The 22435-nt window shown below is 58.3% G+C and carries 21 protein-coding genes and 2 tRNA genes; 6 read left to right on the top strand and 17 right to left on the bottom strand.

Annotation, left to right across the window (positions count from 1 at the left end):
* Positions 1-2: 2 nt before the first annotated feature.
* Complete coding sequence (locus tag EP165_RS02660) at positions 3-677, top strand: AroM family protein (protein WP_127520001.1); 675 nt, start codon at positions 3-5, stop codon at positions 675-677.
* A gap of 653 nt (positions 678-1330) precedes the next feature.
* Positions 1331-2926, top strand: coding sequence for a recombinase family protein (locus EP165_RS02655; protein ID WP_127520000.1), 1596 nt, complete (start codon positions 1331-1333; stop codon positions 2924-2926).
* Between the two features lie 151 nt (positions 2927-3077).
* Here the strand turns inward: EP165_RS02655 and EP165_RS02650 are convergent, their stop codons facing one another.
* Entirely contained in the window at positions 3078-4769 is a 1692-nt protein-coding gene (locus EP165_RS02650; protein ID WP_127519999.1) for an ATP-dependent nuclease, read from the bottom strand.
* A gap of 370 nt (positions 4770-5139) precedes the next feature.
* Between EP165_RS02650 and EP165_RS02645 the strand changes: the two genes are divergently transcribed.
* The gene (locus EP165_RS02645; RefSeq protein ID WP_127519998.1) at positions 5140-6303 is read left to right on the top strand and encodes a type IV secretory system conjugative DNA transfer family protein; all 1164 of its coding nucleotides are present in this window, start codon (positions 5140-5142) and stop codon (positions 6301-6303) included.
* Between the two features lie 77 nt (positions 6304-6380).
* Positions 6381-6719 carry a DUF3768 domain-containing protein gene (locus EP165_RS02640; protein WP_127519997.1) on the top strand — a complete coding sequence of 113 codons (339 nt, stop codon included), beginning with the start codon at positions 6381-6383 and terminating at the stop codon, positions 6717-6719.
* 63 nt (positions 6720-6782) lie between these two features.
* On the opposite strand, the gene EP165_RS02635 is transcribed toward EP165_RS02640, so the two are convergent.
* Positions 6783-8801 (bottom strand): toll/interleukin-1 receptor domain-containing protein, encoded by a 2019-nt coding sequence (locus EP165_RS02635; protein ID WP_127519996.1) that lies wholly within the window; start codon positions 8799-8801, stop codon positions 6783-6785.
* 703 nt (positions 8802-9504) lie between these two features.
* Between EP165_RS02635 and EP165_RS02630 the strand changes: the two genes are divergently transcribed.
* Positions 9505-10047, top strand: a complete 543-nt coding sequence (locus EP165_RS02630; RefSeq protein ID WP_127519995.1) for a hypothetical protein — start codon at positions 9505-9507, stop codon at positions 10045-10047.
* Positions 10048-10053: 6 nt separating this feature from the next.
* On the opposite strand, the gene EP165_RS02625 is transcribed toward EP165_RS02630, so the two are convergent.
* From EP165_RS02625 to EP165_RS02575, 11 genes are all read right to left on the bottom strand, one after another.
* Positions 10054-11247: a tyrosine-type recombinase/integrase gene (locus EP165_RS02625; protein WP_127519994.1), complete on the bottom strand. Its 1194-nt coding sequence runs from the start codon at positions 11245-11247 to the stop codon at positions 10054-10056.
* 164 nt (positions 11248-11411) lie between these two features.
* A tRNA-Phe gene (locus tag EP165_RS02620) sits at positions 11412-11487 on the bottom strand.
* Positions 11488-11746: 259 nt separating this feature from the next.
* Positions 11747-11953: a DNA gyrase inhibitor YacG gene (gene yacG / locus EP165_RS02615; protein ID WP_245439965.1), complete on the bottom strand. Its 207-nt coding sequence runs from the start codon at positions 11951-11953 to the stop codon at positions 11747-11749.
* A gap of 4 nt (positions 11954-11957) precedes the next feature.
* Complete coding sequence (locus EP165_RS02610; protein WP_127519992.1) at positions 11958-12584, bottom strand: Maf-like protein; 627 nt, start codon at positions 12582-12584, stop codon at positions 11958-11960.
* A gap of 39 nt (positions 12585-12623) precedes the next feature.
* Positions 12624-12842 carry a translation initiation factor IF-1 gene (gene infA, locus EP165_RS02605; RefSeq protein ID WP_006200926.1) on the bottom strand — a complete coding sequence of 73 codons (219 nt, stop codon included), beginning with the start codon at positions 12840-12842 and terminating at the stop codon, positions 12624-12626.
* An 85-nt stretch (positions 12843-12927) separates the two neighbouring features.
* Positions 12928-13392, bottom strand: a complete 465-nt coding sequence (locus EP165_RS02600; protein ID WP_127519991.1) for an arsenate-mycothiol transferase ArsC — start codon at positions 13390-13392, stop codon at positions 12928-12930.
* A gap of 54 nt (positions 13393-13446) precedes the next feature.
* Positions 13447-13929, bottom strand: coding sequence for a UPF0262 family protein (locus EP165_RS02595; protein WP_127519990.1), 483 nt, complete (start codon positions 13927-13929; stop codon positions 13447-13449).
* Between the two features lie 9 nt (positions 13930-13938).
* On the bottom strand, positions 13939-15228 hold the full coding sequence (gene hisD, locus EP165_RS02590) for a histidinol dehydrogenase (protein WP_127519989.1): 1290 nt from the start codon (positions 15226-15228) through the stop codon (positions 13939-13941).
* A 10-nt stretch (positions 15229-15238) separates the two neighbouring features.
* On the bottom strand, positions 15239-15673 hold the full coding sequence (locus EP165_RS02585; protein WP_127519988.1) for a DUF2948 family protein: 435 nt from the start codon (positions 15671-15673) through the stop codon (positions 15239-15241).
* 90 nt (positions 15674-15763) lie between these two features.
* Entirely contained in the window at positions 15764-17053 is a 1290-nt protein-coding gene (gene murA / locus EP165_RS02580; protein ID WP_127519987.1) for a UDP-N-acetylglucosamine 1-carboxyvinyltransferase, read from the bottom strand.
* Between the two features lie 110 nt (positions 17054-17163).
* Positions 17164-17343, bottom strand: a complete 180-nt coding sequence (locus EP165_RS02575) for a hypothetical protein (RefSeq protein WP_127519986.1) — start codon at positions 17341-17343, stop codon at positions 17164-17166.
* Positions 17344-17514: 171 nt separating this feature from the next.
* Here EP165_RS02575 and EP165_RS02570 point away from each other — a divergent pair.
* Positions 17515-17589 (top strand) — tRNA-Thr (locus tag EP165_RS02570).
* Between the two features lie 23 nt (positions 17590-17612).
* Here EP165_RS02570 and EP165_RS02565 read toward each other — a convergent pair.
* The 4 genes from EP165_RS02565 to EP165_RS02550 form a co-directional block, all read right to left on the bottom strand.
* Positions 17613-18731, bottom strand: coding sequence for a GNAT family N-acetyltransferase (locus EP165_RS02565; RefSeq protein ID WP_127519985.1), 1119 nt, complete (start codon positions 18729-18731; stop codon positions 17613-17615).
* Between the two features lie 104 nt (positions 18732-18835).
* Complete coding sequence (locus EP165_RS02560) at positions 18836-20227, bottom strand: lipopolysaccharide biosynthesis protein (RefSeq protein WP_127519984.1); 1392 nt, start codon at positions 20225-20227, stop codon at positions 18836-18838.
* Positions 20217-21329, bottom strand: a complete 1113-nt coding sequence (locus EP165_RS02555; RefSeq protein WP_127519983.1) for a GNAT family N-acetyltransferase — start codon at positions 21327-21329, stop codon at positions 20217-20219. The genes EP165_RS02560 and EP165_RS02555 overlap by 11 nt, the downstream gene beginning before the upstream one ends.
* Positions 21330-21358: 29 nt before the next feature.
* Positions 21359-22294: a cupin-like domain-containing protein gene (locus EP165_RS02550; RefSeq protein ID WP_127519982.1), complete on the bottom strand. Its 936-nt coding sequence runs from the start codon at positions 22292-22294 to the stop codon at positions 21359-21361.
* Positions 22295-22435 lie beyond the last annotated feature (141 nt).

The following is a 22435-nucleotide window of genomic DNA, read 5'->3' as shown; positions in this document are numbered from 1 at the left end:
GAATGCAGGATCCGGCTATCGGGCTGATCGTAATTGGTCAAACGCCCCGCCCGAGCTTGACCGAAGAGCTGCTACAGGGTTGTTCGTCAAACATACGCATCGTGCAAATTGGTACCCTTGATGGACTATCAAGCACCGAAATTGCCGCCCTGAGCCCGAAAGACGATAATGATACACTGTTCACTACGCTACCTGACGGAACAGATATTCATGTTTCCAAACAGGAAATATTCCGTCTCGTGGGCAGTTGCCTTAACACGCTTGAGGCGAGCGGTGTCCAAGTCTCACTACTCTGCTGTTCCGGCGCGTTTCCTGCCTTCGATAGCAAAGTGCGGTTAATCGAACCGGTACGCATACTGTCTGGTTTGGCTGCGGCGGCCCTGCCTAAGGGACGTCTGGGCCTGCTGATCCCGCTCGCTGAACAGACCGGACACCTCACACGCAAATGGCAGCGCGAAGGGGTCGAAGTCGTCGTCGAGGCGGCAGCCCCCGGATCAACTGAGGAGGCCATCGAAGCGGCTGCGAAATCGCTTGCTGAAAAGTCACCCGATATCATTGTCATGGATTGCATGTCTTACACCGCCTCCGAACGGGCGATCGTGCGCTCAATCTTCAAAGGCCCGATAATCACGGCCATGTCGGCATCCGGCCGTGTCCTTGAAGAACTGGTGGCTTAGGGGTCAACCGCATGGCAGCCCCCTGCCTATCGATGCGACCTGCGACGCTGAAGTCAGGAGGACAGGCTTGGCGATAGTCATCGCAATCACAGGGTTCTTCGGCTTGGCGAACATCCTAGACTGGCCAAATAGGCGAGGCGTTCGTGGTCTCAGGTGGCATTGGCGGCATGAAGCTAGCGCCGCGCATTTTAGGTCCAAAGCAATGCCCGATGCTGCAATTCAGCTTGGCATATTTGGATAGCTGCCGATGCAAAAGCCAGTGCATTCGACATCCGCATTTTCAAGATCACCACGCTCACATTCCTCCGCTCTCCCCAGGGCTTGTTTTGAATAGCCCTGGTCCGGCGTCGTCAGCGAGCGTGGTGATCTTGATGGTGTTGGTATGGACAAATCTAGCCGACCAGCATCCGAATACTAGAAGACGAAAATTGCTGATCGAGCCACATATGGCCTTCTAGCTCATGACTGTCATCTCGCTAAGCTGACAGCATGCAAAACCGAACAAATCACAACGAACTCCCGCCGGAGCTGGAGCGCTACCTGGCGCTTTGCGAACGTATCTTCGAACGCATGGTCAAGACCGGCGAATGGCCTTGGTCCGATTCGCCAGATTTCGAGGATGTGGTAGATTCTGAGGGTAATCCAACCGATGTATGAAAAAGTGTTTTGGCTACGTCCGTGTATCAACGGTCAAGCAAGGCGAAGGCGTATCGCTTGAAGCCCAACGGGACGCAATTATCGCCTTCGCCGAGCGAAGCGATATCTCGATCACCAAGTGGTTCGAAGAGAAAGTAACGGCAGCCAAGAGCGGTCGTCCGGTGTTCAACGCCATGCTGCGGGAACTGCGCAAGCGCCGCGCCGATGGCGTCGTCATGCACAAGATCGATCGCTCAGCCCGAAACTTTGCTGACTGGGCGAAGATCGGTGAATTGTCCGACGCTGGCGTAGATGTCCACTTCGCGGCTGAGAACATTGATTTTCGCTCGCGCGGAGGTCGGCTCACGGCCGACATCCAGGCGGTCATCGCCGCCGACTACATCCGCAACCTTCGCGATGAGACCATCAAAGGTCTCTATGGCCGCCTCAAGCAGGGCATCTACCCGTTCAAGGCACCGATCGGCTACCTCGACAATGGAGGCGGCAAGGTGAAAACGATCGACCCTGAACGCGGGCCGCTCGTGCAGCGTGCTCTTGAACTCTATGCCGGAGGCCAGCACTCCATCAGGAAACTCCAGACAGAATTGGAGCAGATGGGGTTGCGGAACGACGGTGGCAGACCGCTATCGAAGGGCGCGGTTGAAACGTTGCTTAGAAATCCGTTCTATGCCGGCATTATCCGCATCGGTCGAAGCGGCCAAACTTTCAAGGGCATCCATGAGCCGCTGGTCTCGGTGGCGACCTACAAGGCCATACAGGAAGTGAAAAACGGGAAGGCCGGGAAAAAGGTCACGCGCCACAACCACACTTATCGTGGCTTGTTCCGTTGCAGGCGCTGTGGCTGGTCGATGATCCCCGAACGCCAGAAAGGCCACGTCTACTACCGCTGCCAGCAACCGGACTGTCCCAGCAACTCCATTCGCGAGGAGGCATTGGAGGAAGCCGTTTCGACCATTCTCAGCCAGTTCGCATTCCCTGAAGACGCGATTGTTGCAACGACGGCGAGGGTGGAGCGGTGGACAGCGAAACTTAGCAATCCGACCGATCGCAAGGCTCTTACTTTGCGGCAGCGAAAACTGGAAAGCCGTATGGACGGCTTGACCGACGCTCTCCTCGACCGCCTGATCGACAAGGACACCTTCAATCGCCGGAAGGAAACCCTTCTGCTGGAGCAGGCCGAACTCCAAGGGAAGCTGGCTGAAGCTGATCGGCAGACGGTCAGCCCAACCCAGGTGAGGTCATTTCTCGAACGTATAAAAAGCCTTGCAGAACACTACGTTTTCGCTCAACCGGACGAAAAACGGCAGATCGTCGAAATCGCCACCTCGAACCGAACCGTGCTCGGCAAAACCGTATATTTAGAGCCGTCAAATTGGCTCAGGGCAGCACAGGATGCGCTAGCTGTCCTGGAATGTGCCCATTCTCGAGACAATTCTCGAAGGACTGGAAAGTTGCAGAAGGAGCAATACGACCAGCTAGTAAGCGCCATTAGGTCGAAAGACGCCGAGGAGGCGATGGCCGAACTGGAAGATATTCGCAATCACACCACACAATTTGATGACTCGGAAGATTCGCTAGAGCTCGCCGCCTGATAGCTTTGGCGGATGGAATCTGATGAACTCAATCCCGATATCTCACCTGAGTTGGAGCGGTACATTGCGCTCTGCAAACGCATCTTCGACCGTATGGTGGAAACTGGGGAGTGGCCATGGGAAGACGAGCCTGCCTTTCATGAGTAGCCGACTAAGCAGGGATACCTAGTCGTTGTGGGTCGGCCACCCACCGCTCGATGCTCGACACGAAATCCCACACATCATCGTTGCCTGGGACGATGTAGCCTTGCGCGCTCGGATCAGCACCAAGTCGAGTGAAAACATTGGTCAGCCATGCTGGCTTGTCGTTTGTGCGTTGAACACCGAGGTTCTGGAGCCAACACTCAAGTTCACCGACAGGAACAAAGAAGAGGCCGAATTCTGCCATGCGAGCGATAAAGGCCTGAATTCTCTGTTGATCTGCTCCTTGAAATGCACCTAATCCGCTAGCTTTGCAGGCTTGGCGTCCCGCTGCGTTCATAAGCTGTGCAACAGCAACTCTTTCGTTTTGAAGTGTTTGCAGCGTTCCAGCGTCTGTATGGAGTAAAGGCCAAACGAGGTGAAAGGCCGCATCCATTAGCACATCGAAATCGAAAACAGCGGCTGCGGGGATCCCCAATCGGCGCAGCGGTGTTGTGATACGTGGAATTGTTTGCCAGTTCTGAGCGTTCAAAAAGAGACCATCTTCAACGCCACGTCCGCTGCCAACCAGGCGGTAGTTGATCTCTTCATAGAAGGCTCTGTCCGCGTCCGCCTCGGCGATTATTACACCTCGGTGAAAGAGAGCACGTAGCGCGTTCGTTGACCGCAGTAGGGGATCGTTCATTAGAGTCACAATCTCTAAAGGCTCGATCGAACGCGCGGTCGGCTGGTTGTTTGAGTAGGTTAGTCGTACCAAACGGAGATTTGGCGTTGCCTGGATGCAGCCCATCAGAAAGTCGGCGCTGTGGGTTGCCACCACAAGTGACGCATCTCGCTCTCGCGCGGTACTTGCCAGAACTCGGCCGACGCGCCTGGCAAGCGTCGGGTGAAGAAACGCTTCTGGCTCATCAATGAGAAGAATGCGTTGAGACAGACTCATAACCGCCGAGACCAAACCGATTGAGGTGCGTAGACCATCGCCAAGAGTTGAGACTAACGGCGCGTCAGCATGGAAGGCTCTTGCCGTAGCGTCCAATGCTTGCTCCTCGGCCTTTGACTGAGGCGCTCGATCGCTGAGACGCACCCTAAAATGGGTCATCCCAGTAGGATCGATCACAAAGTGTTTCCCAAAGGCTTCCTCAGTAAACTGCCGGACCTTTTCGCGCCCTTCATCATCTACAAATAATGCCCAGAGGTGATTTTGCGCATTCCCTTCGAGAGGCCCGGCACCTTTTTGCTCAACCAGGTCGAACCGCGTTCTCCCATCCAATCGCAACGTGAAAAGTCTGACAAAGACCTGTCGAAGTGGTTCCAAATTCATATTTTGAAACCATTGCGATAGGTCGGCCTCGCCAACTTGCTGGTGTAGCGCTTGTTCGCCATGCCGCACTACAGGGCGCGCAACCCAAAAGTGCCCAGCTTGGGCAAGCTGGTTCGGAGGCGGTTCTGCCTCATGAACGCTGAGCATCGATCTCAATTCATCATGTGTGTCCGGTAGTGCAACCTCCACTTGATCAATTACTGAAAATTGGGGGTTGAAGCCTTGGCACCACTGTTCCAGTTCCCGAAGTGTTAAGCTCTTTCCCGAGTTGTTGGGCCCAACAAGTACGGTGACGTTGGGTGTAGCAATGTCTAGTGGCGCCTGTCCTGGGGCACTTCCAGCGCGGAAGACAATTCGTTGGATTTTTAGCCGCTCTGCCATGTCGCAGATTGTACAGGACTCCCGGAATTGCGCTACTAAGCGCTCGTACTCCTTTGCATACTGGTTCGATGTCCGGGAAAGGGACAGGCTGAAATCAGCTATGTCTCGAACCAGTCAGACCAAAACCGTGGCCAATAGCGGTTGTATTTTCAGCTTCTAGAAAACTGTCCTGAAGTGTGCCCATTCTCGAGACAATTCTCGAAGGACTGGAAAGTTGCAGGGCGAGCGAATACGGGCGTTGATGACAGCGGCAAGGTCCGCAGAGTTCGAACACATCAACGATGCGGTGAACAGTCAGTCTGAGAGTTAAGGGTGAGCCAGCAACTTTCGACTTCTATGGTCCTCATTTCGGCGGGCATACGATGCCTATGTGTTCCATCGCAATCAGATCACAACCCTCGGCAGGACGCTTGGCCGCAGAGATGGTCAGCCATTCGGCATCCGGCAGCCGGATAGGCTTTTTCACCTGTTCGCCATCGGTCAGACCGGCACCGGCAAGACGACCCTGATCGCTTCTTTGGTCCGCCAGGACATAGAGCAGGGACGCGGTTTCTGCCTGATCGACCCGCACGGCGATCTAGCCGAACAGGTAGCCGACACGATTGGTGAGGACGCCACATATTGGAACGCCGTCGATCCATTCTGTCCATGCGGATACAACCCGCTGTCCAAGGTGTCGGCCAAGTTGCGGCCGGTCGCGGCTTCCGGATTGGTGGAGATGCTGAAGAAGCAGTGGCCAGACGCCTGGGGCGCCCGTATGGAACACCTGCTTCGCTTTGCGGTGCTGGCGCTCCTGGAGAAGGAGAACGCCACGCTCGCGGATATCCTCCCGCTTTTTCTGGACAAAGAATACCGGAAAGAGGTGGTGACCAGGATCTCCGACGAGCAGGTACGGCACTTCTGGACCGTCGAATACGGCAAGCTGCGGTACCAGTTCACGCTGGACGGCGTTTCGCCGATCGCCAACAAGCTCGGTGCCTTCCTAGCGCATCCTGTTGTGCGGAAGGCAGTGTGCGATCCGGAGAAGCCGCTCCGCTTCCGCCAGATCATGGACCAGGGCGGGATGCTGATCGTAAACATGGCCAAGGGACGGCTGGGAGCGGATATCTCTAATGTCCTCGGTGGCATGATCGTGTCCGGCATCGCCCGCGCCGCATACAGCCGCCAGAACCAGCCTGAAGTCGCAAGGCGACCGTTCTTCCTCTACGTTGACGAGTTCCATTCCTTCACCACTTCCGCCTTCGCGGACATGCTGTCAGAGCTGCGGAAGTACCGTGTCGGCCTTGTGCTCACTACGCAGCATTTTTCCCGCATCGAGCCAAACGTGCGCGAAGCAATCCTGGGCAATGTCGGGACGCTCATATCCTTCCGCGTCGGCGCAACCGACGCGGCAATTTTGGCGCGCCAGTTCGGCGAGGATATTCCGCGACCTCGCGATCTGGTGAACCTCGCCAACCACGAGGTGTTCATGAAGCTGATGGTGGACGGGGTGCAGAGCAAGCCGTTCTCCGCCCGGACACTGCCACCACCGTAATTGTCGCGTCAGGGCTCGTTCGCTCGCCGCTTCGCTCGAATGGTCGAGCCAAGCGGAAGAGAGAAGGAGTTCTTTCCATGAGTTCTTTGGTTTCCGAGAGCAGAGTGATCGCTGCCCTCAACGACAATCTACGCCGCTTCCACAAAGGTGGCATGGTGACCGTATCGCGCGGCATCGCCGCCTTGGACAGGAGGGTCTGGGCGGAGGTGATTGTTGCGGTGGCGGAGTTCCAAAACTTCACGTCGGACAACGATCCATACGGTGAGCATGATTGCGCCGTGGTTGAAGTCGATGGCCTCCGCGTCATCTGGAAGATCGACTATTTCGATCCATCCATGCTCTACCACTCCGATGATCCGACTGATCCCGCGAAGACCCGGCGGGTCATGACGATCATGTTGGCCGAAGAATATTGAGGGCAACACTCACCTTGCACCCGCGAAAGCGGGTGCTTCTCGTTTCCCTATTATATGCCGAAATTATAGTTTATGTTTTCGAAGAAAATTAAGTAGTTCTATCAATCCCTCTTGGTAGTCAACAGACATATCTATGTACATGATATCTTTGATTATTGTCGGGATTTCACATTTTTCGACCAAGACAGGGATTATTCGTATGTCTCGTCCCGAGAGCTTGTCCATCAACGCGCTGTTCAATTCGCGACTAACCCAAGCCGATTCAACAGCGCTTTTGCTTAGAAGCACAACCAGCGTATCGTTCGCTTTGAGTGCTTCAGAAATCTTTTGAACGATTGAATCTCCCGGACCAAGCGACCAATCCGAATACCATATGTCCCTTCCGAGAGCCTGCACGCCACGCGCAATTTTCTCTGCCAGGCTTCGATCTTTGGTAGAGTGACTAAGGAAAATTCCGCTTTTTCGCCCTGTGGCAACAGGTGTCGGAATTTGTGGCACCCGAACATCCTCCGCACCGCGAGAGGGATGCAACTCCAACTTCGGAACTATCGCGCCCCCCAGCCAGCGGCAGACATTCAGACCATCGCCAAACATTCTGCGAACGTTCTCAATCTGACTTTGTACGGAAGCGTGTGCCGAAGCACCGTCATGTGCCCAATTATTTCTAAAAGATGAGAATCTATTCAGCAAATCCAAGCGCGATTGACTCAACGATTCTGCCATAAACTCAAACTTGTCACTCTTAGCCATGCTTTGAAATCCAGTGTGTATTTTGCCCAGAGACATCTTTCGAAAATCGCTTGTGGGCAGCCTCAATTCCTCCTGTGCTGCCGCATAATCTTTGTCATAGACAGCTTCCACAGTTCTCCTAAACACGTGCTTGGCGTATCTCTCGATGCAAACGCCCAAGCTCACCGCAGGTCCTGTTAAGGTGATGCCGTCACTCTTCAGAATTCCAGCCGCCAGGCTCTCAAATATTCCGTTGAGCTCTTCTGCTCGTATGTCATCCCACTGCGGCTCCCGGTGGAGTTCTCCCGCAATTTCCATCAAGCAACTCAATACGAGCAGCTGGCGATCCGGCGGAAGTGCGTTAAACTCCTTGGGCGCACCTGGGCCAATACGTGCCAGCAAGGAGGTGGCAGCTTCGCTCAAGCCATCGAAATTGGGCGTGTCTTCCAACAGGCCAATCTGAGTACCGAATGGTGATGGAGGAACAGTGTGGTCGGAGGCAACAACGAACGTTGCACCATCAAACTTCGCCCTCCCGAGTCGAAGGAAGCCAATCGCATCGGTAATCTCGTCCAACTCCCCAACGTTGCTAACAGCGACTTTCACGATGAAATGATATGGTCGTCCTTGCTCGATTTCGAAAAAATCCAGGACACTCAGCCGAATCAACGGCACTTTCATCAGCCTCTCCAGGAGTGTTTCGGATCCTATTTCTTCGGTTGTTCCAGAGACGCTAATACCAACATACGCGAATATTTGAGCAGCGGGCACTTCAACATGCTCCCACCATCGCCTGAGAAAGGCTTGTGAATCGGGGGGAATGATTAATGCGTCATCAGTATCCGACGGTTCAACGAGTTCCGTGTTAACAATTTCCTTATCTATATCTATTGGTACGCCAAAAGAATATGAACATTTTCCGCAAGTCATATACTGAACGCGATATAGTGATTGCGATTCGATATTACTTAGAAGTTTTTCTGCAACATTATTTGTTGACCAGATAACAATTATCATATCCCATTCGCCAAATACGATGCTCCTTGAGAAACGAATATTTAGAGATTCAATAAATTCTACTAGTCGTCCCAATGTCCCAAACTGGGAATTTATCAGAAATAGGTGTGGACGGATTTCGCGTACTTGCTGTAAAAATATAGGGTCGGCGACATCTTGGGCTTTGAAGTCTGCAGCATCGATCCTCATCGAGGATGGGTCTATGCCGGATTTCTTTAGTTGATCGAATTCTAACTCGACGAAGTGCTGGATCGCCGACCGTTCGTGCAGGCCCTTGTTCTGATTCAATTTGCGAATGATGTTGGCAATCGTTGCAGCCCTTAGTAGTTTTTCCAATTCATCCTCCCCGCGCGCTCTAAATCATGGTCGCACCTATCCTGACATGGTAAAAGCTGCCGGCAAGTGGCATACGCCATGTGTGTCGAGGCTGAGGCGTGACCAGATTTTGGCCCGCTGTGCTATGATGATTAGCTTAGTGTCTTTGCCCACCCTGTCTGCTGTAACGTGCTGCAAGTGACGGAGAGATCGCAAGAGACACGACCGACCATCGAATTTTGCGTGGCCGATTGACATCAATCAAACCAAACATTAAGTACTTCGCGCTAGATTTCAACGTACCAGACGGTGCGCGCCGTTTGGCGCGCGGTGGTAGGCAGCGGGCAGAATGTGCAAGGTAGACCAACATACTAATTTTGGGCATCGAAAACCCACCTAGTTGTCAACAGGCAACCTGTTGACAATGTGTTGTATTTTTGCAACACTTAGGGTTGAGAGTTCTTTTGAGGAGAATGGAGATGCTAGGTCAAACGAATAGCGTAAGTCGTGTTGGTTCCTCTGTCGATCGCAAGGAGACAAGCGGTAGAAAGCTGGGGCCACGGCTGTCCGCCAATGGGATGATCACGATTCCGGACGACCACGAAATGGTCTTAGACTACAAAGACAAGGTTGTCGGCAGATAACTGAATGCGCATATTGCATTCAGGGGAGGCTTGAGGCCTCCTTTTTTTTGCTTCTTTCGTCTAGGCGGGTCCACTCAACAATGGCGTTTTCATTCAAAGGTGATGAACTCCGCAGAATGGAGTCCGGCGACTATTTTTGCTCCCTGGTCAAGGGGTACTACGAATACATGGCCGAGGACAGCGGCATCGCGATTTCGTTTGCCGAGCGAAACTTAGCATTAGCCCACGAATTTTGGTTGGAAGAGGTTGACAATTTTCGGCGCCTTCTAGGAGGTGAGCCATGCCAATACAAGCGCGCTGCATCGCTGACATATTGGCTCTATCGAGAGCCACCTGTTTCGAAATGGGAGCTGATGGTTGAAGCCCGCGAGTCAATTTCTGGAGAAGAACACCGTGACTTGCATGATTATCTATCAACACGCGGACGCGAACTTTGTGCCTTTCGCCTAGGGTATGACATATCTAAGTATTATAAGAAAAGAGAGGATCACGGGCACGGGATTGATCCAGTTTACAATATTTCCCGCGAGGTCGTAGACGATACGATATTTTTAATAAAGAAGGCAAAGCTAAACGTGGAAGGGCTGTATCTTAGCTTTAAGTTATTATTCGAAACGAGATAAATTATCTCATGTCAGATTACCGCCTGCTAGGTTATCCGTAAGATCGGCCCACTCCTGCATCAGCCTCACTCGCTGATCCCAATACGACGCACGGTTGTAGGCGCGACGAATGGCATTCCGATCCTGGTGTGCCAGCACAGCTTCGATGACATCGGGATCGTAGCCTCGGTTGTTAAGGATCGTGCTGGCACTGGCCCGAAACCCGTGGGCTGTCACTTCATCCTTGGAATAGCCCATGCGCCGAAGCGCACTGTTGAGCGCGTTGTCGGACAGGGGCTTCCTGGCTGTTCGGATCGATGGAAAAACCAATCCGTCAGGATCGGACAGCGGCCACACTTCTTCTAGAACCTGGAGTGCCTGCCGGGAGAGTGGCACATCATGCGGCTGCCGCATTTTCATCCGTTCAGCCGGTATACGCCAGATTGCCTTCTTGCGATCGAACTCTCCACGCAGAGCGTGTCGCACTTCGCCTGGCCGCACACACGTCAGGGCGAGGAACTGAAGTGCCGCCTTGATGGTCGGCCAACCGTCGTACTCGTCAATCACGGAAAGCAGTTTGCCGAACTCGCGCTCATCTGTGATCGCAGGTCGGGAGGTTGGTTTCGGCGGTTGAAGTGCGCCGTGGAGAACGGTTGTGGGGTCGCCTTCTGCTCGCAGTGTCACGACCGCCAGCCGAAAGACTGCGCCGATCGTGCCCCGGAGCCGGCGCGCGGTCTCGCGCCGACCGCTCTTTTCAATGCGTTGCAGAAGGTCAAGGATTTCAGCCGGAGTGACCTCCTTGATTGGTCGCTTTGCGAGCGGCTTCGCCAAATCCAGAAGTAGCCACTCAGTCTTAGCGATCGTTCCTTCGGCTGCGCCGTTCGCCTTCATCCGATGGATGTATTCCTCGGCAATCAGTCCAAAGGTGGTACGGGCTGCAGTTGTGGCCGCGATCCGATCCAGCTTCTTTTGCATTGAGGGATCGGTGCCAGCTAGCAATTGGCGCTTCGCGTCGTCGCGCTGTCGCCTTGCATCGGCGATCGAGACGAGCGGGTACTGACCGAAGGAGAGGGTCTTTTCCTTTTCCGCAAACCGGTATTTGAGCCGCCAGAGTTTCGAGCCGCTGGGCTGAATGGCGAGGTAGAGGCCACCGCTGTCGGCAAGCTTGTACGGCTTCTCGCGCGGCTTGGCATTGCGGACGCTGAATTCAGACAGGGGCATTTGGGGGTATCGCCTCCCGCAGGTTTCAAAATACCCCCACACGATACCCCCAATTTGATGCGAAGCAAGGGGTAGGCGTGTTCAGCTAAGGTCAGATAGGATCGCTGAAAGCCTTGAAAAACAAGGGTTTCTGAGAAGTTATGTTCAGCGAGGAGAAGGTTGTCTGGTGCCCAGGGGCGGAATCGAACCACCGACACGCGGATTTTCAATCCGCTGCTCTACCAACTGAGCTACCTGGGCATCCGGGCTTCGGGCCGCCGGGAGCGATGTCTCGGTGAAGGCCTGCGGTGTTGGTTTTCCACTGAAGCGGGCCGCGTTATAGCACGTGTTTTCACGCTGTCCAGCGCTGTTCTCGGCCGCCGGGAAATGGCCGTGCGCGGACCGTGAATTCACGCAGTATTGGCGCCGAGGCGCGCCGCGAAGACGCCGGCGCGCCAGCAACCTCAGAAGGGCAGGGGCGTGAAAGCGCAACCGGCGCATCCATGGCCCCTCGAGGGCCTCAGCCTTGCCCGCCATCCTCGGAGCTGCCGGGTTCCTCCTCGCGTCCGGGCAGCACATAGGCGCCCGAAAGCCAGCGGTTGAGATCCACGTCCTTGCAGCGTTTGGAGCAGAAAGGATAGGTGTCGCGCGCCGAGGGCTGCCCGCATTCGGGGCAGGGGCGCCGTGGCCTGAGCGGGGTTACCTTTTCCGGCTGTGCGCCCGCCACCACCTCAGCTCCGCGCCGACAACCAGGCGAAATGCACCTTGTAGCCGTCGCCGACCAGAAGGTTGACCGTTTCATGCAACGGCAGGCCCACGACGCCGGTATAAGAGCCCACAAGCTTGACCACGAACGTTCCGGCTAGGCCCTGAATGGCGTAACCGCCGGCCTTTCCGCGCCATTCGCCCGACGCGAGGTAACTCTCCTGCTCTTCGCGGGAGAGCCGCTTGAAACGCACCCGCGTCTCGGAAAGTTTCTGCCGCACCTTGCCCGAAGGCGCGATCACGCACACGCCGGTGTAGACCCGGTGCGTGCGGCCTGAAAGCAGGCGCAGACAGTTTGCCGCCTCTTCCGCGAGCTGCGCCTTGGGCAGGATACGCCGGCCGACGGCAACCACTGTGTCCGCGGCCACAAGGAAGGCTTCGCCTTCGTCGGGGTCCTTGCGGTAGATCTCGAGTGCCCGTTCGGCCTTCTCGCGCGAAAGGCGCTTGGCCAGCGAGGCGGGATGTTCGGCCCGCTTCGGCGTTTCGTCGATCTCGCTTGCGATCAGCCGGTCCGGCTCGATGCCGGCCTGCTGCAGCAGCTCGATCCTGCGCGGCGACCCGGATGCCAGCACCAGTTTCTGGAATACGCTCATCGGTGTCCCGTCACAGGCGCAACGCCCGCGCTCGAAAGTCTATTTGAAACGATAGGTGATACGGCCTTTGGTGAGGTCGTAGGGGGTCATCTCGACCAGAACCTTATCGCCGGTCAGGACGCGAATACGGTTCTTGCGCATGCGACCGGCCGTGTGGGCAATGATCTCGTGTTCGTTTTCCAGCTTCACACGGAACATTGCATTGGGCAGCAGTTCGGTCACCACGCCCGGAAATTCGAGTACTTCTTCCTTCGGCATTCCATACCTTTTTTAAGAGAAAATCCGGCGCCGGGCCGGAATTTGCGCGGAACCTATACGATTAGCCCAGATTTGTGAACACGCATTATCCCGCCGTCCGCGAGCGCTTCGTCGCGCCAAATCTTGCCTTCAACTGGGTCTCTAGGCGGTCGCGCACGCCGCGGTAGGCGTCGAGAATCTGCTCACGGGTGCCGCGCACGTCCGTCGGGTCAGCGGTTGGCCAGTATTCGACATTGACCGCCAGCGAACGCGTCAGTTCCAGCGCCGCATGGTGGGCTTCGGGCGATAGCGTGACGATGAGGTCGAAATAGCTGTCTTCGAGGTCTTCCAGCATCTGCGGCTGGCGCTCCCCGAGGGTCATCTCCTTTTCCGCCAGAACAGCGTCCACGAAAGGATCGCGTTCGCCGGCACGAACGCCGGCCGAGGCGACGAAGATAGAGCGTGGCAGCAGCCGGCGCGCCAACTGTTCGGCCATCGGCGAGCGCACGGAGTTCATGCCGCACAGAAAAAGCACGGAACCGGGCAGCTCCTGTTTGTCTCCTCCCCCCATGCCGGTATCAGTCCCCGGCGCTGGCGTGGAAAGGCAAGGAACCACGGGTCATTCTCAACCCCGCCAGTGCAGCACGCATACCAGCGTGAACAGCCGGCGCGCAGTGTCGAAGTCCATGTCGATTTTGCCCGCAAGCCTGTCCATCAATGTTTGCGAGCCATCGTTATGGACACCGCGCCGGCCCATGTCGATCGCCTCGATCTGGCTCGGCGTGGCGGTGCGGATCGCCTCGTAGTAGCTTTCGCAGATGAGGAAATAGTCTTTCACGATCCGCCGGAACGGCGTCAGCGAAAGGATGTGGGTGACGACCGGCCTGTCCGCTTCGTCGCTGATGGCAAACACCAGCCGCGATTCGGCAAGCGACAGCTTGAGCTTGAACGGCCCCCCGTCATGACCGACCGGGCCGAAGCTGTTTTCTTCGATCAGATCGAAGATCGCCACCGCCCGTTCATGTTCGATATCGGGCGTGGAACGTCCGATCGACTCGTCAAGCACGACGTCGATGAGGCGGGCCTTGTCGGGAAGCTGCTCCGCCATCGCGCGGACCTAGTTCAGCCGAAGCGCGACGGATCGCGCATGTGCACTCAGCCCCTCGGCCTCCGCCAGCCTGATCGCCGCGGGGGCGAGCGCCCGCAGCTGGTCCGGCCCGAGCTTGAGAACCGAGCTGCGTTTGACGAAATCGGAAACCGACAGGCCCGACGAAAAGCGCGCGGAACGCGCCGTCGGCAGAACGTGATTGGACCCGCCGACATAATCGCCGATTACCTCCGGCGTGTGTCGGCCTAGGAACAGCGCGCCCGCATTGCGGATTTGGGCAGCCAGTGCCTCCGGGTCGGAGACCGCGAGTTCGACATGTTCGCCGGCGATCCGGTTCGCAAGCGCGGGCGCTTCATCGAGCGAGCCGAGCAAGATCACGGCACCGAAATCGCGCCAGCTTGCTGCGGCGGTTTCGCGCCTGGGAAGCAGTGCGAGCTGCCGCTCGACGGCCTGTTCGACTGCTGCCGCGAGGTCGGCGTCGTCGGTCATCAGGATGGACTGCGCCGCCGTGTCATGTTCTGCCTGCGCCAGAAGATCGGCCGCGAGCCAGTCGGGGTCGTTTTGCCCGTCGGCGACAACCAGTACCTCCGAGGGTCCGGCGATCATGTCGATGCCCACGGTGCCGAACACGCGGCGCTTGGCGGCCGCGACATAGGCGTTCCCCGGGCCGACGATCTTGGCGACGGGACGGATGGTTTCGGTGCCGTAAGCCAGCGCCGCAATGGCCTGTGCGCCGCCGACGCGGTAGATCTCGTCGATACCGGCGAGGTCGGCTGCCGCGAGCACCAGCGGATTGATGACACCGCCGGGCGACGGCACCACCATGACAATGCGTTCCACACCGGCGACCCGGGCCGGCACCGCATTCATCAGCACCGAGCTCGGGTAGCTTGCGCTGCCGCCCGGCACGTAAAGGCCGACCGCCTCGATCGCACTCCAGCGCCAGCCGAGCTCGACGCCGAGCGCATCGGTATAATGTTCGTCTTTCGGCACCTGCCGCTCGTGATGGGCGCGAATACGCCGGTGGGCGGTTTCCAGAGCCGATCGTGTCTCGGCATCGATTTCGGCTGCCGCCGCCTCGATCTCGGCCCGGGTGACCCGCAAGCCTGTTTGGCCGAGATCGACCCGGTCGAATTTGCGGGAAAATTCGATGAGTGCTTCGTCGCCATCGCTGCGCACTCTTTCGATGATGTCGCGCACGGCCTGATCGACATCTTCCGATACTTCGCGTTTGGCCGCCAGCAGCGCAGCGAAACGCTCTTCGAAGTCCGGGCTGGTGCTGTCGAGACGAACTGCCAACGGACCTGTCCTAGACGCCGTGCCGCGGGCGCGCGGCGGCTTCCCAGGCGCCGCCGACATCCGCGAGCTGAACTTCGATCACCTCGACATCGAGCGCCATTGCGCCGCCGCCCGCAAAGGTCAGCTCGATGGTTCCGGCCGGTGAATCGGAAGGCGCAAACTCGATTGCCAGCAGTGAAAGAACGGTATCGCCTTTCGACTGGTCGATACCGCTGGCGCGCACGCCGAGCACACGCTTGAAATGCAGCACGCTGCGCCGCCGTTCGCCGCGCCGCGAGAACAGGCCGCGCTTCTTTTCCCAGGCGTAGCGGTTGACCGGCAGCACGAGCTGCTTGTCTGCGGCATCGAACTTGATTTCGCCGACCTTGGTCACGGCATCCTGAACATGCGCGGAAACGATACTCAGGTCTTCCCCGTCAAGGGCGACAAGTCGGAGGGCTTGCATGTCGGAACACGCTTCTTCGCTGCGGTTTCAGGTTTTGTGTTAGGCGTTCTTGTGTTGCGGTGCAACTAGCGGGCCCATCGCCTGCCGGCCTTATTCGCCGACCCGCTCCAGCTGCGCGCCGCAATGCGCCAGTTTTTCTTCCAGCCGTTCGAAGCCGCGGTCGAGATGGTAAACCCGGTGAACCATGGTCTCGCCCTCGGCTGCCAGCCCTGCAATCACCAAAGAAACCGAGGCGCGCAGGTCGGTCGCCATCACCGGCGCGCCGCGAAGGTTTTCGACGCCGTCCACCGTGGCCGTCTGGCCCGAAAGCGAAATACGAGCCCCGAGGCGCGCCAGTTCCTGCACGTGCATGAAGCGGTTTTCGAAGATCGTCTCGGTAATTTTCGAGCGCCCGCGCGCCCGTGTCATCAGCCCCATGAACTGGGCCTGCAGGTCGGTGGGGAAGCCGGGATAAGGCTCTGTTGTCACGTCGACGGGGTTGATGCCCGAGCCGTTTCGGCGGACGCGGATGCCGGAGTTCACCTGGGTGATCTCGGCTCCCGTCTGCGAAATGGTGTCGAGCGCGGATTCCAGAATGTCGGCACGCGCACCCTCCAGCAGCACATCGCCGCCGGTCATCGCCACGGCCATCGCGTAGGTGCCGGTTTCGATGCGGTCGGGGATGACGCGGTGCTGTGCGCCTGAAAGCCTGTCCACGCCGTCGATGACGATCGTGCTGCTGCCGGCATCCGATATGCGGGCGCCCATTGCGTTCAGGCATTCCGCGAGATTGACGACCTCGGGCTCACGCGCCGCGTTCTCGAGCACCGTTTGCCCCTTGGCCATGGCGGCGGCCATCATCAGCACATGGGTCGCACCCACCGAAACCTTCGGGAAGACATATCTGTTGCCGACAAGCCCGTTGCGCGCCGTCGCGTTCACATAGCCATTGTCGATATCGATGTCCGCGCCGAGCGCCTTCAGTCCGTCGATGAAGAGATCGACGGGGCGCGTCCCGATGGCGCAGCCGCCCGGCAGCGAAACGCGGGCCTGGCCCATGCGGGCGAGCAGCGGCCCGATCACCCAGAAGCTGGCTCGCATCTTCGACACGAGCTCGTAGGGCGCGGTGGTGTCGACGATATTGCGGGCGGTAAAGTGGATTGTGCGCGAATAGCGCTGCGATTGCTCCTCGCGGCGGCCGTTCACCGAATAGTCGACCCCGTGATTGGTGAGGATGCGGATCAGCTGCTCGACATCGGCAAGGTGAGGGACGTTCTCCAGCGTCAGCGTTTCGTCCGTCATCAGTGCGGCAATCATCAGCGGCAGTGCGGCATTTTTGGCGCCCGATATCGGGATGGTGCCGTTAAGCTGGTTGCCGCCGACGATTTTGATCCGGTCCATGCTGCGCCTTTCCGGCCGCGATATGGGCCGCACTAAAATGGTGTGCCGGTCTAGACCAATGAATTGGTTGGTTCAAGAACAGGCGGTCGGCGCGGACTGTCTATCGCCGATCATGGTTTTCCTGTGTCGGAGCCGCGCAAAGGCTGATCCCGGTCCGGTTCAACTGCGCCGGCAGTGTCGGCATCGTCGGACGAGCGTTCTCGCGCCTGTTCCTTGCGCCGCTGCAGGTTCGCCCGCAGCTGTTTGGCCAGGCGGTCCTTGCGTGGGTCCTTTGGCGGTTTGTGGTTCATCGGCTCCGGTGCTTCCCCGTCTATCTGCCGCTCACGGCGCCGCCCGTTGCTGGTTCTGCCGCAGTCCGGACCGGCCGGGTTCATTTGCACATTCTCACGAGCTTGCGCAATTCGCCGCATCCGCCTTGCGCTGGCCGGTGGGTTGTGGCAGAAGCGCCGCACTTTCGCGGAGCTGCCGTAGCTCAGGGGTAGAGCACTCCCTTGGTAAGGGAGAGGTCGAGAGTTCAAATCTCTCCGGCAGCACCAGCTTCGCACCACAGCAAGCCTGCTTAGTGCACCGTCTTCACGATGTTGCGCAGGAAGTTCTTCAGCGGCTTGGCGCGGTGATAGATCGTCGACACGGCCTGCCCCTTGGCGCTGAGCGAGAGCGACAGGTTTTCCAGCGCGATCTCGCGGGCGGAAAAGTCACTTTTGTAGCGAGAATTGCCGATACCCGCGTCGAAGCGGCTGTCGCCCTTTTCGAAGCGCTCGCGGATAAGATCGTGGAGCGACTGGATGCCCGGAGCGTACTGGCCGAAATTCTCGACATCGGCCGCGCACAGGATCGAGTGCAGGCAATCCTTGCCCATCACGCCGAAATCCGCCGCTGCCAGCTCGCCGTCGACCACGACCCCCGACGTTACAGTCTCTCCGCTTGCCGCGCCGGCAAGCGCGCAGTCCCTGTAGAATTCGAAATAGCTGTCGGTGGCGAGGATATCGTCCTTGAACTTGGCCGTTCGCTCGGCCCGGATGAAATCGATCGCACGGGCGACATCGTCCGGCTCCACGAAGGTCTGCCAGTCCACCGCGCCATGTTCTTCGTTGAGCCTGCGCCGCCGCCGGTCGATGTTCTTGCGGAAGCCCTTCTTCAGGTTTTCGCGGCGCCAGTCGTCGAATTCGCCGGGTGCCAGGTCGATGACGAAAGCGTTGTTTTCGGAAGCCGAGCGTGTGGTGCCGCCAAACAACCGGTCAACCGCATCCACGTCGCAGGCCACCTTGCGCAGGAACAGGACATCGGCGAAGGAAATCAACTGCGCGAGCGTCTTGCGGACCGTATCCGATCCTGCAAGCTCAGCGAGCGTGTCGGCGGAACAAACCGGCGCGTTGTAGTCTGAAACACCGAGATCGGCGGCCTGAAGAATTGTTACGCCGGCCGCTCTCTGGACCACCATCGGCATGACCGCGGTCAGGTCTGCGCCCCGCCGGACGGTGACAATAAATGGTTCGGCAGAAACTGCCGGAACCAGAGTGCCATAAAGGCGGTTAAGCCATAGCGGGCTCTGGAAGCCCGTGACATCCGATCTTGCGTAGAGTTGCCGATACGTCTCCGACGTAAAATCGAGACCGTTCTCGATGCCGATTGCGATCGTTTCACCAGGCCCCACCCGCCTGTTGAAATGAGCATTCATGTTGACTTGCGCCAAAGCGCCCCCTCTTTGCTCCTGCTGTCGCCCTGCCCCGAAACGGTCGATGCAAGATATCCCCTAGTAATGGTCCAATATTGATAGTTTGTTTATTCGGCCGCCAAAGGTTGCGCCGTTCCGGTGTTGCGACGAAAAAGCCGCAGCACCGAGCCGTCGAAACCCGCAAGACGGTGTGCGGAATAGCTGAGCGCACCCGCCAGAACCACGAAAGACAGCGCAGATGCCGTCACCGCGCCCATGATCCCGTAGGAGGGGACCAGCAGGAAAAAGCCTGCAACCCGCAGCAGCACACTGGTTGCTATGATCGCCAGGTACCGGCCCTCATGTCCCGTCAGCATCAGAATCGGCGCGCAGGGCTGTGCCGCCGCCGCCGCCGCGGTGCCCAGACACAGCACGATCAGCGCCGGGAAATACTGCACATAGTCGGCGCTGATGAGGCCGAGCACGAATTTGCCGCCCAGCGCTATTCCGATGATGCCGACTGCGATCATCGCCGCAAGCATCAGTGCGATCAGGTTTAGGATACGCGACAGGCTTTCATACTCGCGGCGGTAATAGAGATCGGGCACATGCCGGCTCGCAAACAGATGCATGCCGTCCGATGCCGATGCAAAAATGTTCGCGAAGCGCGTCGTGACGAAATAGCCGCCGGCTATCGCGGGCGTGGTCAGTATGCCCATCACGATCACATCGAGAAACTGATTGGCCGCTTCGAGCCCGGTCGATAGCCACAGGCGCGCCGAGCGTCCGGCCCAGGCCCGTGTTTCGCTGCGCGAACGGACCTTGCGGAAATCCGGAAAGCGCGCCGATAGACGGCGCCGGAAGGCGAAAGCGTGAATTGCCAGTCCGACCGCCGATCCGCCAGCCAGCAGATACAGGACCGTGGAAACGTCCGCCGCCGAATGTGTCGCAAGATCGTATGCCAGGTAACCGATCGCAGGCAGCACCGGCAGCAGATTGCCGTAGCCGTCGCCGACACCGACGCCGCGTGACGCCCTCAACAGGTGCGCGGTGGTTTGAATGGCCGCATAGAGAACGAGATAAACGGTGGCCGCGCGCGCAAGTGCCGCGCCGTAGGACGCATCGGCCCAGAAGTAGAAAATACAGGTCGCCAGCATTGTGCCGGCAAGCCACAACAGCGCGCTGAACTTCAGGGCGCCCTTCAGCGTGGCTGCGTCGTCATTGGCCGAATATTCGTTCCAGCTCCGCATCAGCAATATCTGCTGTCCGACCGTCGCGACGATGCCGACAAGGCCGACTGCGGAAAACAGGATCGAGTAGATGCCGAACTGCGTTTCCTGCAGCACATTTGCGGCGAGCGCGATAAGAGCGAAGTTGAAGACCATCATGGAGGCCTTCAGCACCAGCACGCCTGCAATGCCGCGCATCGACGGGTTTGCCGCCAGCGCGCGCAGTCCTGCGCTCAGCTTCGCGGCGAGCGAGGATAATGTATATTGCGTGCCGGTCTTGTCAGTGGACATTCGGCAGGATCCCTTTGATGAAGTCCTTGAGCGGCTTCGAGCGATTGTAGATCAGCGCGATAGCGTGGCCGGTCGGCGTCATCGGCTTCGTGACATTGCGGACCTTGACGGTGCGCGGCCGGAAATGCGCTTTGTAGCCAGGGTCGCCAAGCCCCATGTCGAACACGGTGTAGCCCTGCGCAATCCGCATCTGGATGACGCGGTACAGGAGCTGGATGCCCGTTGACTGCCGCGTCAGCTTGCCGAAATCGGCACCGATCAGAACGGCGTGGTAGTCGCCGTCGCCCGTCAGGCCGAAAAGCACCGCGACGGGGTAGCCATCGACAAAACTTGCATAGGTGATTGCTTCGCCGGTCCGCGCACCTTCGATCGCGTAGTCGCGGTAGAATTCGTAAAAGCGGTCGTCCTCGAGCACATCGCCCTTGTGACGGCCAAGGCGCGCCAGCCGCAGAAACTCGAATGCGAGCTTGATTTCGTTTGGATCGGTGACAGCGCGATGCTGGTACGTGCCGATTTCGCGTGCGGTCTGCCGCTGCAGCCGGTCGAGTTCCTTCGTGAACTTCTTGCGCAGCTCCTGCTTCCAGCCGGCAAATTCCTCGCCGGTTTCGCAAAGAAAGGCGCTGTTGGGTGCGGGCAGGGCGCGTGCGCCGCCGAAGAGGCGTGTAATGTCGAAGCTCTCTTCCCAGACCTTGCGTATGAGAAGTAGGTCCGGCCTGCCGAGTGCCGCCGCCAGCGCCTTGATATGCTCCGCGGAACCCGCCAGCATTTCCAGCGTTTCGCGGGACGCAACCGGTTCGTTGCGGTCGCACAAACCGAAATCCGCCGGCTGCACGATTATGATCCCGGCAGTCGACTGCCGCACGAAGGGAAAGACGGCGAGGAGCGTGCCGTCGGCCTTCGCGCGGACAGTGACCGTGTGCTGTTGCGCACCGAGCTCCGGCGCTAGCCTGGTGTGCAGGCCGGCCAGCCAGTGCGGGGCCTGGAACGCCGACGCGCAGCTGCTCTTGAAAAGCGTGCTATATTCTTCGGTGAGGAAGTCGAACGATGGCTCTACGCCGATCTCGACCTCACCGGAGAAAGCACTGGGGGCAGTATGCAGCATTACGGCGTTCCTTTGGCGGCGGTTGCTTCTTAAGCGATGTCTACGCGGCCCTCGGGCGCGGAGGCATCGATGCGGAAATGGCGCGCTTTCACAACGTCGCCGGCGATCTGGCCGCCGAATTTCTTCCACATGAACGCAGCCGCAGCCTTCGGATAGACATGCATGCCGTAGTCGTTGGTGGTCTTTGTGCCGACGCCCACCGTGCGGCGCAGCACGCCGTTGCCGTAATGCACGGCGTAGGAGTTCCAGATCGGCTTGGTCCAATGTTCCATTGCGACGGAGATGTTCAGGCAGTCGTGGTTCTGCACCCGGTGCGGCGCGTAGAGCGGCCAGGTGATCATGTTGCCCGGCTCCAGGTCGACCTTGGTCGCGTAGTCGTCGAACCAGTTCTGGTATTCCAGGTCCTCGTCGGTCTCGCGCAGCAGGATCTTCTCCACGCTCTGCGGGCTCATGAAAGCTTCCGAGCGCGGATAGAGATAGACACTCTTCACGCCCTCGATCTGCCACAGAGACTGGCCCTGAATGTCGGCATGGTAGAACACCTTGGCGTTCGGCGACGAAATCAGGATGTGCATGTTGCGCTTGAAGGTCTTGAAGCCCGGCATGCGCGCTTCGAACTCGTCGAAGATTTCGTCGAGCAGCTTTTTGTATTCGGGTGACCAGTCCATCACGCGGCGCAGGTTCATCCACATGCGGCCCTTCTCGATGGCCTTGATTGCGTCCTTGCCTGATGCGCCGTCGAGCACACCGTAGATGCGGTCGGGCCGGTCGGTTTCCACGCACATGGATTCCAGGCCGAGATCGCCGGCCGGGCAATTGTCGATGAGCTTGGCGATTGCGTCGCGGGTGAACATGCCCGTTTCACGCAGCGAATGCTGAAGCTGGACCAGTTCGCGGCCGAACAGGCGTTCATGGCGCGGTGCCCAGTTGGTGATGATGTCCCGGTTCATGACCATCGAGTTCATTTGATGCGCTCCTCTAACGTTTTCCTTGCCGGCGCCCGGTCGTGTGCCGAAGTTCCGGATAGCGTCCCTGTCCCAGTTGGATACAAAGGCCGCGATGTATGCTTGCGTACCGCGAAAACCGTGCCGAACCGGTTATTCGGC

This window comes from Mesorhizobium sp. Z1-4 (assembly GCF_004000235.1).
Classification (GTDB): Bacteria; Pseudomonadota; Alphaproteobacteria; order Rhizobiales; family Rhizobiaceae; genus RCIO01.
This window is presented reverse-complemented; position numbering and strand designations above follow the sequence as displayed.